The sequence below is a fragment of the Paenibacillus sp. p3-SID867 genome (genome assembly GCF_025142895.1).
Lineage (GTDB): Bacteria > Bacillota > Bacilli > Paenibacillales > Paenibacillaceae > Paenibacillus_AQ.
In genome coordinates this window covers 94878-108977 of the sequence record NZ_JAMBDM010000001.1, presented here as the reverse complement: position 1 = coordinate 108977, position 14100 = coordinate 94878, and the positions used below count along the sequence as shown (strand labels likewise).

Annotated in this window: 11 protein-coding genes and 1 other annotated feature; all 11 genes read left to right on the top strand. The window is 50.4% G+C overall.

Features of this window, described 5'->3' with window-relative positions:
* Window positions 1–73 precede the first annotated feature (73 nt).
* The 11 genes from M4D81_RS00600 (at window position 74) to M4D81_RS00550 (ending at window position 14051) form a co-directional block, all read left to right on the top strand.
* On the top strand, window positions 74–1714 hold the full coding sequence (locus M4D81_RS00600) for a glycoside hydrolase family 3 protein (protein ID WP_260064438.1): 1641 nt from the start codon (window positions 74–76) through the stop codon (window positions 1712–1714).
* A 155-nt stretch (window positions 1715–1869) separates the two neighbouring features.
* Entirely contained in the window at window positions 1870–4605 is a 2736-nt protein-coding gene (locus M4D81_RS00595) for a stalk domain-containing protein (protein ID WP_260064037.1), read from the top strand.
* A 229-nt stretch (window positions 4606–4834) separates the two neighbouring features.
* Window positions 4835–5305 carry a Fur family transcriptional regulator gene (locus tag M4D81_RS00590; RefSeq protein WP_260064032.1) on the top strand — a complete coding sequence of 157 codons (471 nt, stop codon included), beginning with the start codon at window positions 4835–4837 and terminating at the stop codon, window positions 5303–5305.
* The gene (gene yidD / locus M4D81_RS00585; protein ID WP_260064031.1) at window positions 5302–5559 is read left to right on the top strand and encodes a membrane protein insertion efficiency factor YidD; all 258 of its coding nucleotides are present in this window, start codon (window positions 5302–5304) and stop codon (window positions 5557–5559) included. The genes M4D81_RS00590 and yidD overlap by 4 nt, the downstream gene beginning before the upstream one ends.
* A 128-nt stretch (window positions 5560–5687) precedes the next feature.
* Window positions 5688–5947 (top strand) — a binding site (T-box leader).
* An 87-nt stretch (window positions 5948–6034) separates the two neighbouring features.
* On the top strand, window positions 6035–8023 hold the full coding sequence (gene metG, locus M4D81_RS00580; protein ID WP_260064030.1) for a methionine--tRNA ligase: 1989 nt from the start codon (window positions 6035–6037) through the stop codon (window positions 8021–8023).
* A gap of 210 nt (window positions 8024–8233) precedes the next feature.
* On the top strand, window positions 8234–9364 hold the full coding sequence (locus M4D81_RS00575) for a metal ABC transporter solute-binding protein, Zn/Mn family (RefSeq protein ID WP_260064029.1): 1131 nt from the start codon (window positions 8234–8236) through the stop codon (window positions 9362–9364).
* A gap of 100 nt (window positions 9365–9464) precedes the next feature.
* Complete coding sequence (locus tag M4D81_RS00570; RefSeq protein ID WP_071223831.1) at window positions 9465–10214, top strand: metal ABC transporter ATP-binding protein; 750 nt, start codon at window positions 9465–9467, stop codon at window positions 10212–10214.
* Window positions 10215–10260: 46 nt separating this feature from the next.
* Window positions 10261–11067 carry a metal ABC transporter permease gene (locus tag M4D81_RS00565; RefSeq protein ID WP_071223832.1) on the top strand — a complete coding sequence of 269 codons (807 nt, stop codon included), beginning with the start codon at window positions 10261–10263 and terminating at the stop codon, window positions 11065–11067.
* 17 nt (window positions 11068–11084) lie between these two features.
* Entirely contained in the window at window positions 11085–11798 is a 714-nt protein-coding gene (locus M4D81_RS00560; protein ID WP_009591263.1) for a cytochrome c biogenesis CcdA family protein, read from the top strand.
* Window positions 11799–11949: 151 nt separating this feature from the next.
* Window positions 11950–12375: a transcriptional regulator MntR gene (mntR, locus tag M4D81_RS00555; protein WP_009591262.1), complete on the top strand. Its 426-nt coding sequence runs from the start codon at window positions 11950–11952 to the stop codon at window positions 12373–12375.
* A 116-nt stretch (window positions 12376–12491) separates the two neighbouring features.
* Entirely contained in the window at window positions 12492–14051 is a 1560-nt protein-coding gene (locus M4D81_RS00550) for a family 10 glycosylhydrolase (RefSeq protein ID WP_260064027.1), read from the top strand.
* Window positions 14052–14100 lie beyond the last annotated feature (49 nt).

Below are 14100 nucleotides of genomic sequence, written 5' to 3'. Positions count from 1 at the left end.
TCCAGTCATCACAAGATCAATCCCGCATGACTTGCAAAGTCCTTTAAATGGATAGAAAGTAGGTATGAGATCAATGAAATGGACGGCAGCAGATTTATCGTTAGAACAAAAGGTAGGACAAATGTTTATATGCGGCTTCAACGCCTTGACACCGAATGAGCACGCCAAAATACTGATTGAACAATATCAGGTCGTGGGCATCTGCTATTTTCGCCGGAACGTGAAAACGCTGCCTCAGCTTGCCGAATTGTCAGAGTCCTTGCAGCAGCTCGCATCGGACCGCCAAAAGTTCCCGCTTCTGATCTCAATAGATCAGGAGGGCGGTATGGTTGCCCGGATTGATCATGAAGGCATCAGCCGCATTCCGGGAAATATGGCGCTTGGAGCAGCGGGCAGCGCGGAGGATTCGTACAGGGTAGCGCAAATCGGGGCGCGCGAATTGCGTTCACTCGGGGTGAACATGAATTTCGCTCCTTGCCTCGATGTGAACAACAATCCTCGTAATCCGGTCATCGGTGTGCGTTCCTTCGGCGAAGATCCCCAAGCTGTTGCCGCGCTTGGGACTGCGGCCATTAAGGGATATCAGGAAGAAGGCGTATCCGCTACGGCCAAGCACTTCCCGGGACATGGCGATACGAGCGTCGATTCACATCTCGGGCGGGCTTCTGTACCGCATGATCTGGAACGGCTTCGTAGCGTGGAATTGTATCCGTTCGCGCAAGCGATCCGAAACGGTGTGGACGCCATCATGACGGCTCACGTCAGTTTCCCGGCCATAGAGTCGAGTGATCTGCCGGCAACGCTTTCTCATGCCGTGTTAACGGGGTTGCTGAGGGAAGAGATGGGGTTTGAAGGACTGATCATAACGGACTGCCTCGAGATGCATGCGATCTCTAAGGAGTACGGCATTCCGGAGGGCGCGATACGCGCGATCGCAGCGGGTGCGGACTGCGTACTGGTCAGCCATAATCTATCTGAGCAGACGGCGGCGATTACGGCCGTCATTGAGGCTGTCCGCAGCGGAAGGCTTTCAGAGGATCTGATCGATACGGCTGTAGAGCGGATATTGGCGCTTAAGCAGCGTAATGCGAAGCTCGCAGAGGAGCTTCCGGTCTATCCGATTGGCGAGGTGGCGGAAGAGACCAAACAATTGCTGGCTCAAATCGCAGGCAGAGGCATCACGCTGGTGAAAGACGAAGGGCAGCTGCCTCTTAAGCCGGAGCAAGCCGTCGCTGTGATCTGGCCTGAACTGCTTCAGGCAACCCAGGTGGATGAAGCATGGAGCAAAAGCTACACCTTAGGGGATGCCTTGAGAAGTTACGGGGTTCAGGCAGACGATCTGCGTGTCGGAACGGATATGTCCGATGAAGAGGTCGAGCAGGCGGTTAAGGCAGCCCAAGGATATAAACAGATTGTTGTAGCTACGTACACTTCGGAGAGCCATCTTCCCGCCGGCCAGCAGAAGCTGGTGAACAAGCTGGCTGAACTTGAGGATGTGGCACTTGTTATCGTCGCTACCCGTAATCCTTATGATATCAATGATCTTCCCCCGGTTCCGACGTATGTGTGCAGCTACGAGAACACACCTTATTACATGAATGCAGCCGCGGGCGTCTTGATAGGACAGGTTACGCCAGAGGGTAAGCTCCCGGTAGGGATCAGCGAGGCTTATCCGCTAGGTTGGAGCGGTAATCAGGACTATGTCAACAATTAAATAAGGGTTGCTCAAACCGGAGTCTTCCTGCCCAGGAATGCTCCGGTTTTCCTATTTTCCAGCCATTTCTGAGCAACTTTTCGGGAAACTTCGCGTCTAATAGTATGTCCAATAGAGGCAGACCGACTATACTGAGTGTTTTAAAGGAGTAGAGAATGAATTTCAAGAGAATCTCGATGATTACAGTCCTTGCCGCGGCACAGGTATCCATGGCATTTCCCGCGGCAGCTGAATCACCGGATATTACAGCTCCGGCGCTAAATAGCCAATCAGCGCTGCAGTCCCCGGTGGAAGGACAAGGCCAGCAGAGTGGAGAACAACAGACGGACATGCAGCAAGCGGAGGAAACATCGGCAACGCCAAAGGAAACACCTTCTGATTCAATTGAAGGCACGATTAGCGATCCGAATGCCGAACCTTCTGCCCCAAATGAACAGCAGGAGCAGGAGGAAACGGATAGCGATCCTTCCGATAATGAGGTATCAGAGAACGAAGAGGGCAGCCCATCCGGAGACAAGCCCGAAGTCAGCACTTCCCATGTTTCGGCTAACGAACTTGTGCTGCTGATGAACAGCAATGTGATGTACCATAACGGCAAGAAATACAAAGCGGGTCAGCCGATGGCTGTGAAGCAAGGGGTATCCTATGTCGCTATTCGCGCCATGGTTGAACGTGCAGGACTGAAGCTGTCTTACGATAACAAAACGAAGGAAACCATCATCCTTAAGGATGGCAATGAACTTCGGTTTACGACAGGAAGCAGTCATTATAAAGTCAACGGACAGGTTCGTCCGATGAAAGGCCCTGCCTACCAGAGCAGCAATGTGTTTATGGTTCCGTTAACCGCGATCACGCAAGCGCTTGATATTCCATACCAGGTGAACCAATCCGAGAAGAAGGTTATTCTCGATTTATCCGGTATGGGCAGCGGCAACGATAACGGCGAACAGTCTGGAAATAACGGCGGGGGATCGGGCAGCGAGGTTCCGAACATACCGAACCTGGGTCCGAATGACCTCATCCTGATGATGAACAGCAACAAGATGTATCAGAACGGGAAAGCGTATACGGCAGGTCAGCCAATGGCAGTCAAGAATGGCGTATCCTATGTTGCCATTCGCTCCCTCGTTGATCGTGTCGGCCTGAAGCTGACCTATGACGGAAAGACTAAGGAAACGATTATTATCCGCGGTAACGATGAGCTTCGTTTTAAGACGAACAGCAGCGTATACACCGTGAACGGGGTCAGAAAATCAATGAAGGGACCGGCTTATCAGTCCAACAATACATTCATGGTGCCGCTGACCAGCATTACACAGGCGCTGGACATTAGTTATCGGGTGGATCAGCCGAACAAACGGGTTATCCTTAGCTTGAGCTCCAAGCCGGTAGCTTCCTTCACGGTGCAGCCTGGTGAGATCCTTGCCGGACAAACAACGGTAACGTATAAGACGAATGCCTATTCGCCGACGGGCCTAGCTATTGTTGACGAGCATTGGGAAGGCCGGGAAGAGATTTTTGACGAACCTGGCGTGCACACGGTTTCCTACTCGGTACAGGATTCCAGCGGGGAGTGGAGCGACCCGTATATATTGAGCATTCAAGTATCCGCACCGAATACGCCGCCTGTTGCCATGTTCGAAACAGACAAACAGGAATATAAGATCGGTGAGAAAATAACGTACATGAATATGAGTTATGACAACGATCCTGGCGATGAGCTTACGTATAAGTGGGAAAACAACGATCAGGCCTTTTTTACGGCAGGAACGCATAAAGTGCTGCTGATTGTTACCGATAAACATGGAGCGACCAGCTCATACGAGAAGATCATCAACGTTACGAGTGAAGTATTGTATACGCGCGATCAATTCAATCAATTGTTTACGGGCATCGGCGACAAATATACCTTTGACGGATCAGCTGTTCCGACATGGAAACTGATGCCGATTACGAGAAGCTCCGAACCGTATCTGTTGATTCGCAGCAACTCTCCGGAAACCGTCTATCAAGAGGGTATTGTCTACCGTGAGGTCGGCAATGCCAGCACAAGATTCATGATTCACCACTTGAACGCTACCGGGAAGAATATGAAGATGTATGTCGTCGCCACCAACATCAACACGATGACGGCGCGACTGACCACCGAGTATACCGGTTTGGGCGGTCCGATCAATATCCCGACAGCTACGGGTAAAGCGGCTGTCCAGCGTTACCTCGAGTCCATGCAGTCAGCGGATGCATTCAAGACGATCTCGCTCGCCCCTGGGGAAAGCCGGATCATTTTGCAAGACTTGAGCGCGCAAACCTTGAAGAATCAGCAGGTGCTCTCCATGTTTGCTGATCTCTATTCAGACTCGCCGATCCGATATGATGTCATCATGATTGATGAAACCAAGGATCCGATTCAAAAGCTGCCTTACCTGAAGCTTCATCCGAGCGATGGCGTTCATAACCGGGGAACGTATCCGGACTCGACACGGATCATTGAATCCTATGACTTGGTTGGCAACACGCCTACCCGTCTCGCGCTCGGTGATAAGACAAACGATCCGAATCTGGAAGGGTATGACGGCATAAACGGTTCATATCAATCCAATGCCGGGAACTTCGGTGTACTGTACAAAATCAAGCTGCACCGCGTAGCACCCAATACGCTGATCTCGCTGAATCCGCGCGGAGGCAAGTACATGGGTGCGATGATGGTGAACGGAAATATCATTCAGACGCCGAATACAAGCGGAGGCGCTGTATCTGCGCCGAATGAAGCTGCCGTTCTCTATCGTACGGGGAATTACGAGCAGACCGTGGAAATCCTGTTTACGGCGGCGCCGGGAAGCAGTCTGCCAATCAACATCCTGCTCCAGCCGCTTCCGCAATTGAAGAACTAATCCATTCATCATTTATAGCAATGGGACAGCCTGCTTAACCAGAACATGGTTAGGGCTGTCCTTTTTGTTGGTTCTTGCCGAGGGATCTTGTCATACCCAGGCATTTGTCTTCCACAGGCGAAGTACCTTGGAGGCGTTTAGCCTATACACAACCGCTTTCATTGACGCTGTCTTATTTTTCAGGCATTATAAGAAGAGAGTATCTTCAAGTAGAGGAGGTTACCTCCGTATGCTTACGACGGAACAGATCATCGACGCCATGTCGGAACATGGGCTGCGCATTACTGATCAGCGCAAGACACTTGCCAAATTGTTTGGGGAACATCCTGGATATTTGACGGCCAAGGATGTATACGAATATATGGGCCGGAAGTACAGCGGTTTGAGCTTTGATACGGTCTATCGGAATCTTCGGGTATTGTACGAGCTTGGCGTATTGGAGCAGGTCGTGTTCGAGGAAGGCATCAAGTTTCGAGGACGCTGCAGCGAAGAACATCACCATCATCACATGATCTGCCTGCAGTGCCAGAAGACGTACCCGATTACGTTTTGCCCGATGCAGCTGACCGATGCGCCGGATGATTTCCAGGTGGTTCAGCATAAATTCGAAGTGTTCGGCTACTGCCGGGACTGCGGCAAGGACAGCGCGGATAATGAAACTTCATCAGCCACTGCAGGAAAGCGGGATAGCCGGGCATGAGCACAGCGCGCAGGGTGGTGAAGGTGCCGATACACTTCTATCGGAAATTCATCTCTCCGTTGAAACCGGCGACTTGCCGATTCTATCCAACCTGCTCGGCTTATGCTCTTGAAGCGATTGAGGTGCACGGCGCGCTCAAGGGCTCCTGGCTGGCGGCCAAGCGAATAGCAAGATGCCATCCGTTTCATCCAGGCGGCATTGATATGGTTCCGCCGCGCAAGGATAAGATGTCGTCTTCATTAACAGAGAAATAGCGTTTTTTGGGGTATCCTAGCGGATACGAAACGGAATGCATCCTGTCTTATTGGTCATAGCCATTCAACGGATCGCGGCTCACCTTGACACGCCGCAGCCCGTTTGATTAAAATGTAAGAAATTATAGATATATCCGAGGAAGAGATAAGTACGGAAAGCTTGCCTTGAACAGAGAGCCGGAGCAGCTGGAAACCGGTCTTGGCGAATTTCGGAAAATGGTCTTGGAGGATCCGCTTTTGAGCGCTGCAGTCCGGGTAGAAAGGCTGCCGTAAAGGAGCGGCGTGAGCCAGCGTTAATGGACGGCCGGATGACGGCAGATGAGCCTGTTACCCGTAAGGGGACAGGGAATTTGGGTGGTAACGCGTGAGAATAACTCTCGTCCCATGGGGGCGGGGGTTTTTTGCTGTTTACTGCTGTTTTCGTAAAGAGATTGCCTGATACAAACAATCCATTTCACGGTAAAGGAAGGTTACTATGGCAGACAAAAAGACGTTTTATATTACAACGCCGATCTATTATCCAAGTGATAAGCTGCATATCGGCCATGCTTATACTACGGTGGCTGGCGACGCGATGGCCCGCTACAAACGGCTTCGCGGATACGATGTCCGTTATTTGACGGGGACCGATGAGCACGGACAGAAGATTGAACGGAAAGCGGCGGAGGCTGGAAAAACCCCGCAGCAGTTCGTCGACGATATCGTGGCCGGCATCAAGGACCTGTGGAAGAAGCTGGACATATCGAACGAAGATTTCATTCGCACCACGGAGCAGCGCCACACCACGGTTGTACAGGAGGTATTTGAGCGTCTGCTGAAGCAGGATGACATCTACAAGGGTGAATACGAAGGCTGGTACTGCACGCCTTGTGAGTCGTTCTTCCTGGAACGTCAGCTTGTAAACGGCAACTGTCCGGACTGTGGGCGACCTGTTGAGCTTGTGAAGGAAGAGAGCTACTTCTTCCGCATGAGCAAATATGTGGACCGCCTGCTCCAGTATTACGAGGAGAATCCGGATTTCATTCAGCCGGTATCCCGCAAGAATGAGATGATCAACAACTTCATTAAGCCGGGTCTTGAGGATCTCGCTGTGTCCCGTACGACCTATGAGTGGGGCGTGAAAGTGAAGAGCGATCCGAAACATGTGATCTATGTGTGGATTGACGCCCTTCTGAACTATATAACGGCACTCGGTTACGGTACAGAGGACACCAGCCTGTATGACAAATACTGGCCGGCCGACGTACACCTGATGAGTAAGGAGATCGTCCGTTTCCATACGATCTATTGGCCGATCATTCTGATGGCGCTCGATGTTCCGCTTCCGAAAAAGGTGTTTGCCCATGGCTGGCTGCTGATGAAGGACGGGAAAATGTCCAAGTCCAAGGGGAATGTGGTCGATCCGGTTACGATGATTGACCGGTATGGTCTTGATGCGCTTCGTTATTACCTGCTGCGTGAAGTTCCATTCGGAGCGGACGGTACCTTTACGCCGGAAAGCTTCGTGGACCGGGTGAACTCCGACCTGGCCAATGACTTGGGTAACTTGTTGAACCGTACCGTGGCCATGGTCGATAAATATTTTGACGGAGTAGTTCCGGCTTTCTCCGCCGGTGTAACGCCGTTTGATGCAGCGATCGAGGAAGCGGCCAAGTCGGTTTATGAGAAAGTCGAAACCGCTATGGAAAATATGGAATTTTCCGTTGCGCTGACGGCCATCAGTCAGTTTGTCAGCCGCAGCAACAAATATATTGATGAGACCCAGCCTTGGACGTTGGCCAAAGACGAGAACAAACGGAATGAGCTGGCATCCGTCATGAGTCACTTGGTGGAGACGCTCCGGGTAGCATCAATCCTGCTTCAGCCGTTCCTGACCCGTACTCCGAAAAAAATGTGGGATCAGCTTGGCCTGTCGGAAGGCGAATGGACGACTTGGGAAAGCGGACGCCAGTTCGGAGCTATACCGGCTGGAACGAAGCTTCAAAAAGGCGAGCCGATATTCCCTCGCCTGGATACAGAGCAGGAAGTGGCATACATCGCCGAGGCGATGACAGGCGGTACCAAGGCCACTCAGGAAGAGACTTCGACCTCGGCAGCAGATTCGTCGGCCGAGAGCACGGCGGAGCCTGTAGAGCTTAAAGAGGAAATCGGCATTGAGGATTTTGCCAAGGTCGAGCTGCGTGTAGCGCAGGTGATTGCAGCCGAGCCGGTGAAGAAAGCGGACAAGCTGCTTAAGCTGCAGCTTGACCTCGGATTCGAGCAGCGGCAAGTGGTATCCGGCATAGCGAAGTTTTACACGCCGGAGGAATTGGTTGGACGCAAAGTGATTTGCGTAACGAACCTGAAACCGGTGAAGCTTAGAGGCGAAATGTCGCAAGGCATGATTCTGGCCGCCTCCCACGGCGATCAGCTGACGCTTGCAACCGTACCGGATGGCATGCCTAACGGCGCAGTTGTCAAATAAAATGCTCCCTCATTGAATTAAGTCGCGATAGACGGTGTACCCTGTTAAAGGGTACGCCGTTATTTTTTCCTTTAATACGGAGGATATGACATCTCTATTGAAAAATAATAGTAAGTTTTACGATTTGGTTGACAACGGGTTTGCCTGCTCTTATAATCTTGTTAGTAATGATTACGATTAATTGAACGGAGCGGATATGGGGAGATGAACATGAACAAGAGAAAGAGAGAGAACAAACTTAACGGTTGGACCTGGAGTGTAACCTCTATCTTATTGGCGGTACTTATCCTGTCGGGATGCGGAAGTAAATCCGGCGGCGGCATTGTTGAGGGCAAGGTAAACGTCATTACGACCTTTTATCCAATATATGAATTTACGAAGGAGATTGGCGGGGATGACGCCAATGTCGTAAATCTTCTGCCAACGGGCGTGGAGCCGCATGATTGGACACCGCGCAGTCAGGATATCGTGAATACTTCCAAGGCCCAGCTGTTTCTCTATAACGGTGCCGGGCTGGAAGGCTGGGTACCGGGATTTTTGAAGGGACTTGATAAAGACACGCAAGTCAAGCCGGTTGAAGTCAGTCACGGCATCCAGCTGATTGATGCTGTGGGAGACGATGGTCATGGACACGGGGAAGCAGCCCACGAAGAGGAACATGATCACAGCCATGAAGAAGGTGCCGAAGCAGAGCACGATCACAGCCACGAGGAAGGCGCGGAAGCAGAGCATGATCACAGCCATGAAGAAGGCGCCGAAGAAGATCATGCGGGCCATGACCACGCAGAAGAGCCCGCCGAGACTAGCACCGACACTCATCATACGGACCCGCATACATGGGTAAGCCCGAAATCGGCTCTGATCATGGCAGAGAATATCAAGAACAGCCTTGTCGAGGTGGATCCTGAACATAAGGACGGTTACGAACAGCGCTTTGAAGCCTTGAAAGAGAAGCTGGTCAAACTGGATAACGATTTCACAAACGAGTTGTCCAAAATGCCGAAAAAAGACATAGTCGTATCCCATCAAGCTTTCGGATATCTGTGCCGGGATTATGGCTTGACGCAGCATGCGATTATGGGACTCTCACCGGACGCGGAGCCCAGAGCGCAGGATATTGTGAACCTCACCCAGACGGTGAAAGAGAAGGAAGTTAAATATATTTTCTTCGAAGAGCTCGTGTCGGATAAACTTGCCAAAACGCTGGCAAATGAAGCAGGCGTGGAAACCTTGGTATTGAATCCGGTGGAGGGACTGACTAAAGAGCAGGCGAGTGGCGGTGAGAATTATTTCACGCTGATGGAGAAAAATTTGCAAAATCTAACGAAGGCTTTACAATAAGGAAGATGGGGGAGCATATCCCCCTCTTCTTTCGTGTTATGAATGTTTACGAAGTTCATATATTAGATAGAAAGACTACAGAGAGAAAGGCGGCCTGGTTATGGAGCCGGCAGCACAGGATTGCCACCAACCTATTGTACAAATCAAGGATGTATCCTTTCATTACCGCGAGCAACAGGTGATCAAGGATCTCAATTTCACCATAAAAGAGCGGGACTTCGTAGGTATTGTCGGGTCGAATGGGGCAGGCAAAACGACGCTGCTCCGCATGATCGTTGGATTGCTGCCTGCCGCCGAAGGGTCTATCGAACTGTTCGGTCAGCCGATCCGTAAGTTTCAGGACTGGGAGCGAATCGGGTACGTTCCGCAAAAAAATTCGTTTAATCCGCTGTTCCCGGCCACTGTGCGTGAAGTTGTCATGTCCGGGCTATATAATCGGAAGAAAATGTTTCGCCGTTTGAACCGCCTGGACCACCAGAAATGTGAGGACGCGCTGGAAGTGATGCGCATTCAGGATATTGCCGATAAGCGGATCGGGGCTCTGTCAGGGGGACAGCAGCAGCGCGTGTTTCTCGCTCGGGCGCTCATCAATCGTCCGGATCTGCTCATACTGGACGAGCCTACGATCGGCATTGATGCCGAGACCCAGGCCGGATTCTTTGAACTGATTACCCATATGCATGCCCATCATCACATGACGTTTTTGATGGTCACCCATGATTTGGACATGGTCAAAGACTACCTGGGAGAATCGCCGGTATCGCAGAACGGGAAAATTCAGTTTTTTGTAAGGCATTCTCATGAAATCGAAAACTGCGCGGAAGTGGATTTGCAGCATTCGCTCGTATAATGGTATAGAAACAAGCTTTTTGAAGCAGGAGAAGGGGACGTTATCATTGCTTGATATTTTGTTTAGCGATTTTTTTCAGCGGGCGCTGATCGGAGGGATTCTGATCGGCATTACAGCCCCGCTTATCGGGATATTCCTCGTGCTGCGCAGGCTGTCCATGATCGGCGATACGTTGTCGCACGTTACGATTGCGGGTGTGGCGCTCGGATTTCTGATCGAAGTATATCCGCTTGCCGCTGGACTTGTGTTCGCGGTGCTGGCCTCATTTGCGATTGAGAAGCTGCGAAAGGCATATAAAAGTTATGCCGAGCTGTCAATCGCCATTATTATGTCTGGCGGCGTTGCGCTTGCTTCGCTGTTTTTCACCCTGGGAATGGGCTATAATACGGATGTTATGAGTTATTTGTTCGGCAGTATCTACACGCTGGATTCCACGGATATTTATATGGTGGGCGGTGTAACCATCGTTGTCATTGCGGTTGTGGTGATGTTCTTTAAAGAGTTCTTCCTGCTCAGCTTCGAAGAGGATGCCGCCAGTGTCAGCGGACTGCCTGTCAAATGGATGAACATGATCATTACGGTACTGACGGCCCTTGTCGTAAGCACTGCCATTAAAATTGTGGGCGCGCTTCTGGTATCCGCATTGTTGGTGATTCCGGTAGCGATCAGTTTACTGCTGGCAAGAAGCTTCCGAGGCTCTATCGTATTATCGGTCATCATCTCCGAAATTGCCGTTATCGGGGGATTGATGCTTGCGGGCGTATTTAATCTGGCACCCGGCGCGACCATCGTGCTGCTGCTGATCAGCCTGCTTATCATTACGCTTGTCGGCAAAAAGGGCTTTACGACATAAGGGGGTTCTGAAATAAAATGGCTGATATTAATATCGGCATCGCATTTGCTGCCGGTTTTGCTTCTTTTATATCTCCATGCTGTTTACCGCTGTACCCGTCCTACTTATCGATTATTACAGGCATGTCGGTTAATGACTTGAAGAACGAACAGAACCGCAAGGAGGTCCGTTTCCGGACCATGACGCATACACTTGCGTTCATCCTTGGGTTTTCTGCTGTTTATTACACCCTCGGTTGGGGGGCAGGCCTGTTCGGGGAGTTCTTCACGGAATATCAAGACTTGATCCGCCAGCTGTCTGCGCTGCTGATCATCGTGATGGGACTTATGCTTATTGGCATTTTCCAGCCCAAGTTTTTAATGAAGGACCGGAAATTCAATTTTAAATCCAAACCGACCGGATACATAGGAACATTTCTGTTTGGCATCGGGTTTGCTGCAGGCTGGTCGCCATGCGTCGGCCCGATTTTAACGGCCATCATCGCGCTGGCAGCTTCCGATCCGGGAACCTGGTTCCCGCTGATTACCTCGTACTCCCTGGGATTTGCAGTGCCTTTTTTCATCCTGGCTTTTTTCATCGGCTCAACCCGCTGGATTCTCAAGTATTCAAGCACGCTGATGAAAGTCGGCGGCGTCTTGATGATACTGATGGGGGTTCTGCTCTTTACAGATCAAATGTACAAAATTACGATTTGGCTGCAAGGCATTACGCCGGAGTGGCTGAAATTTTAAAATCGAGCGGAAGACTGGTTCAATTCATTAGTCATTATTACATAGGATTGGGCCAGGACTTGCCAACCGGTCTCCAAAACATGTATCATTACTATTGCAGGTAAAACAGGATTTTGCACGGGTTATGTAACTATAGAAAAGAGGGAATAAGATGCCGACACCTAGCATGGAGGATTATTTGGAGCGCATCTACAAGTTGATCGACGAAAAAGGATATGCGCGCGTTTCGGATATTGCCGAAGGCTTGGAGGTTCACCCCTCATCCGTCACGAAGATGATTCAAAAGCTGGACAAGGACGAATATTTGATCTATGAAAAATATCGCGGTTTGGTTTTGACCAGCAAAGGCAAAAAAATGGGCAAACGACTCATGGAACGTCATCATTTGCTTGAGGAATTCCTTGAGATGATAGGTGTACAGGATGAAAATATTTATAGGGATGTTGAAGGAATCGAGCATCATTTAAGCTGGGATTCCATTACGAGAATTGAGACGCTTGTGGAGTATTTCAAGCGCGATGAGAATCGACTTCAGGATTTGCGTGACGTTCATAACGAATTAGTCAACGAATCGTAATGTGGCATCTGTCCGCTTGTGACAGATGCTTTTTTAAACTGAACCGTCATATTTCCAGTGTTATATTAATAAGTTAGATTACCTGCAAATTTCATATTTTCGGAGGATTAATAGAAATGAAGCTTCGTAGATGGTTGTTGGTGCTGATCATGTTACTATTGTGTCTCCCGTCGGTGGTCCCAACTGCGCAAGCGAAGGCAGCTTCTATCCGTATTCAGTTGGACGGTGTAACCTTAAACAGTGACGTATCTCCTTACATATTGCCGAAGGTTAATGTAACCATGGTTCCTACGCGGATTATCAGTGAAGGCCTGGGCGCTTCGGTAGCTTGGAATCAGAAGCTAAAGACAGTAAATATCGGGCTGGACGGCTCGAATCTGCAATTGACATCCGGCAGCAAAACCGCGCTTGTGAACGGCTCATCCGTAGCACTTGATGCATCGGTTGAAATTAAGAGCGGCCGGGTTATGGTTCCGCTGCGGTTTGTCAGCGAGAACCTGGGTGTGCAAGTCGAATGGAACCAAGCGGCACAACGTATCTCGCTGACTACAGGCACGGACGTCGTTCTTCCACCACCGGTATCCACAGGGGATGAAGTCAGAGGCGCTTGGATATCCACGGTGTTCAATCTGGATTGGCCGAAAACAAAGACCAGCGCAGAGCAGCAAAAGGCATCTTACATCGCCTTGCTGGATTCGCTCCAGGAAGTTGGCATCAATACCGTGTACGTGCAGGTACGTCCGGCTGGCGATGCATTGTATCCTTCCACTATGGTGCCATGGTCCAAGGTGCTGACAGGGATTCAAGGAGCAGATCCGGGGTATGATCCGGTAGCTTTCATGGTTGAGGAAACGCATAAACGGAATATGGAGTTCCACGCATGGTTTAATCCTTTCCGGGCCAACACCGATATTTTGACAGCATCGCTTGATCCATCCCACGTTGCGCTCAGCCACCCGGATTGGATCGTGAACACAGGCAAGCAGCTGTACATCAATCCTGGGATCCCGGAAGCTCGGCAGCATATCATCGATACCATAATGGAGGTCGTGAACGGATACGATATTGACGGTATTCACCTGGATGATTACTTCTACCCATCGAATACGGTCTTCAAAGATGATGCGGCATACCGCCAATACAATCAAGGTGCTTACGCAAACCTTGCAGATTGGCGTCGCGGAAACATCAATGCATTTGTGCAATTGCTCGGTGAGAGCATTCACCGTGTGAAACCGGACGTTGAATACGGAATCAGTCCTTTCGGTGTATGGCGTAACCAGTCCGTGGACAAGACGGGATCGGATACGAAAGCCGGCGTGACGGCTTATGACAGCATGTATGCTGATGTGCGGGCCTGGATCCAGAACGGCTGGATCGATTACGTGGCTCCGCAAATCTATTGGAGCATGAGTAATCCGGCCGCCGACTATGATAAGCTGGTGGACTGGTGGGCCAGCGAAGTACAAGGAACCGGCGTAGATCTCCTGATCGGTCACGCTCCATACAAACTGGGAACCAGCGAAATCGGTTGGCAGAGCGCATCGGAGATCATCAATCAATTGAAGTACAATCAGAATTATGCCGAGGTTAAAGGCAGCATTTTCTTTAGAGCAGAGAATATTTTAAGTAATCCGTTAGGCATTAAAGATCAATTGCAATCATATTATAGATAAATCGGCACGTCCCATAGGTATGAAACATCCCCCGCGCTCATACATAGTC

Excerpts from the sequence above, each read along its gene's own strand:
- M4D81_RS00560 (WP_009591263.1), top strand. The coding sequence starts at position 11,085 with ATGGCTGATATTAATATCGGCATCGCATTTGCTGCCGGTTTTGCTTCT.
- M4D81_RS00600 (WP_260064438.1), top strand. The coding sequence starts at position 74 with ATGAAATGGACGGCAGCAGATTTATCGTTAGAACAAAAGGTAGGACAA.
- M4D81_RS00550 (WP_260064027.1), top strand. The coding sequence starts at position 12,492 with ATGAAGCTTCGTAGATGGTTGTTGGTGCTGATCATGTTACTATTGTGT.
- mntR (WP_009591262.1), top strand. The coding sequence starts at position 11,950 with ATGCCGACACCTAGCATGGAGGATTATTTGGAGCGCATCTACAAGTTG.
- M4D81_RS00590 (WP_260064032.1), top strand. The coding sequence starts at position 4,835 with ATGCTTACGACGGAACAGATCATCGACGCCATGTCGGAACATGGGCTG.
- yidD (WP_260064031.1), top strand. The coding sequence starts at position 5,302 with ATGAGCACAGCGCGCAGGGTGGTGAAGGTGCCGATACACTTCTATCGG.
- M4D81_RS00570 (WP_071223831.1), top strand. The coding sequence starts at position 9,465 with ATGGAGCCGGCAGCACAGGATTGCCACCAACCTATTGTACAAATCAAG.
- metG (WP_260064030.1), top strand. The coding sequence starts at position 6,035 with ATGGCAGACAAAAAGACGTTTTATATTACAACGCCGATCTATTATCCA.
- M4D81_RS00575 (WP_260064029.1), top strand. The coding sequence starts at position 8,234 with ATGAACAAGAGAAAGAGAGAGAACAAACTTAACGGTTGGACCTGGAGT.
- M4D81_RS00595 (WP_260064037.1), top strand. The coding sequence starts at position 1,870 with ATGAATTTCAAGAGAATCTCGATGATTACAGTCCTTGCCGCGGCACAG.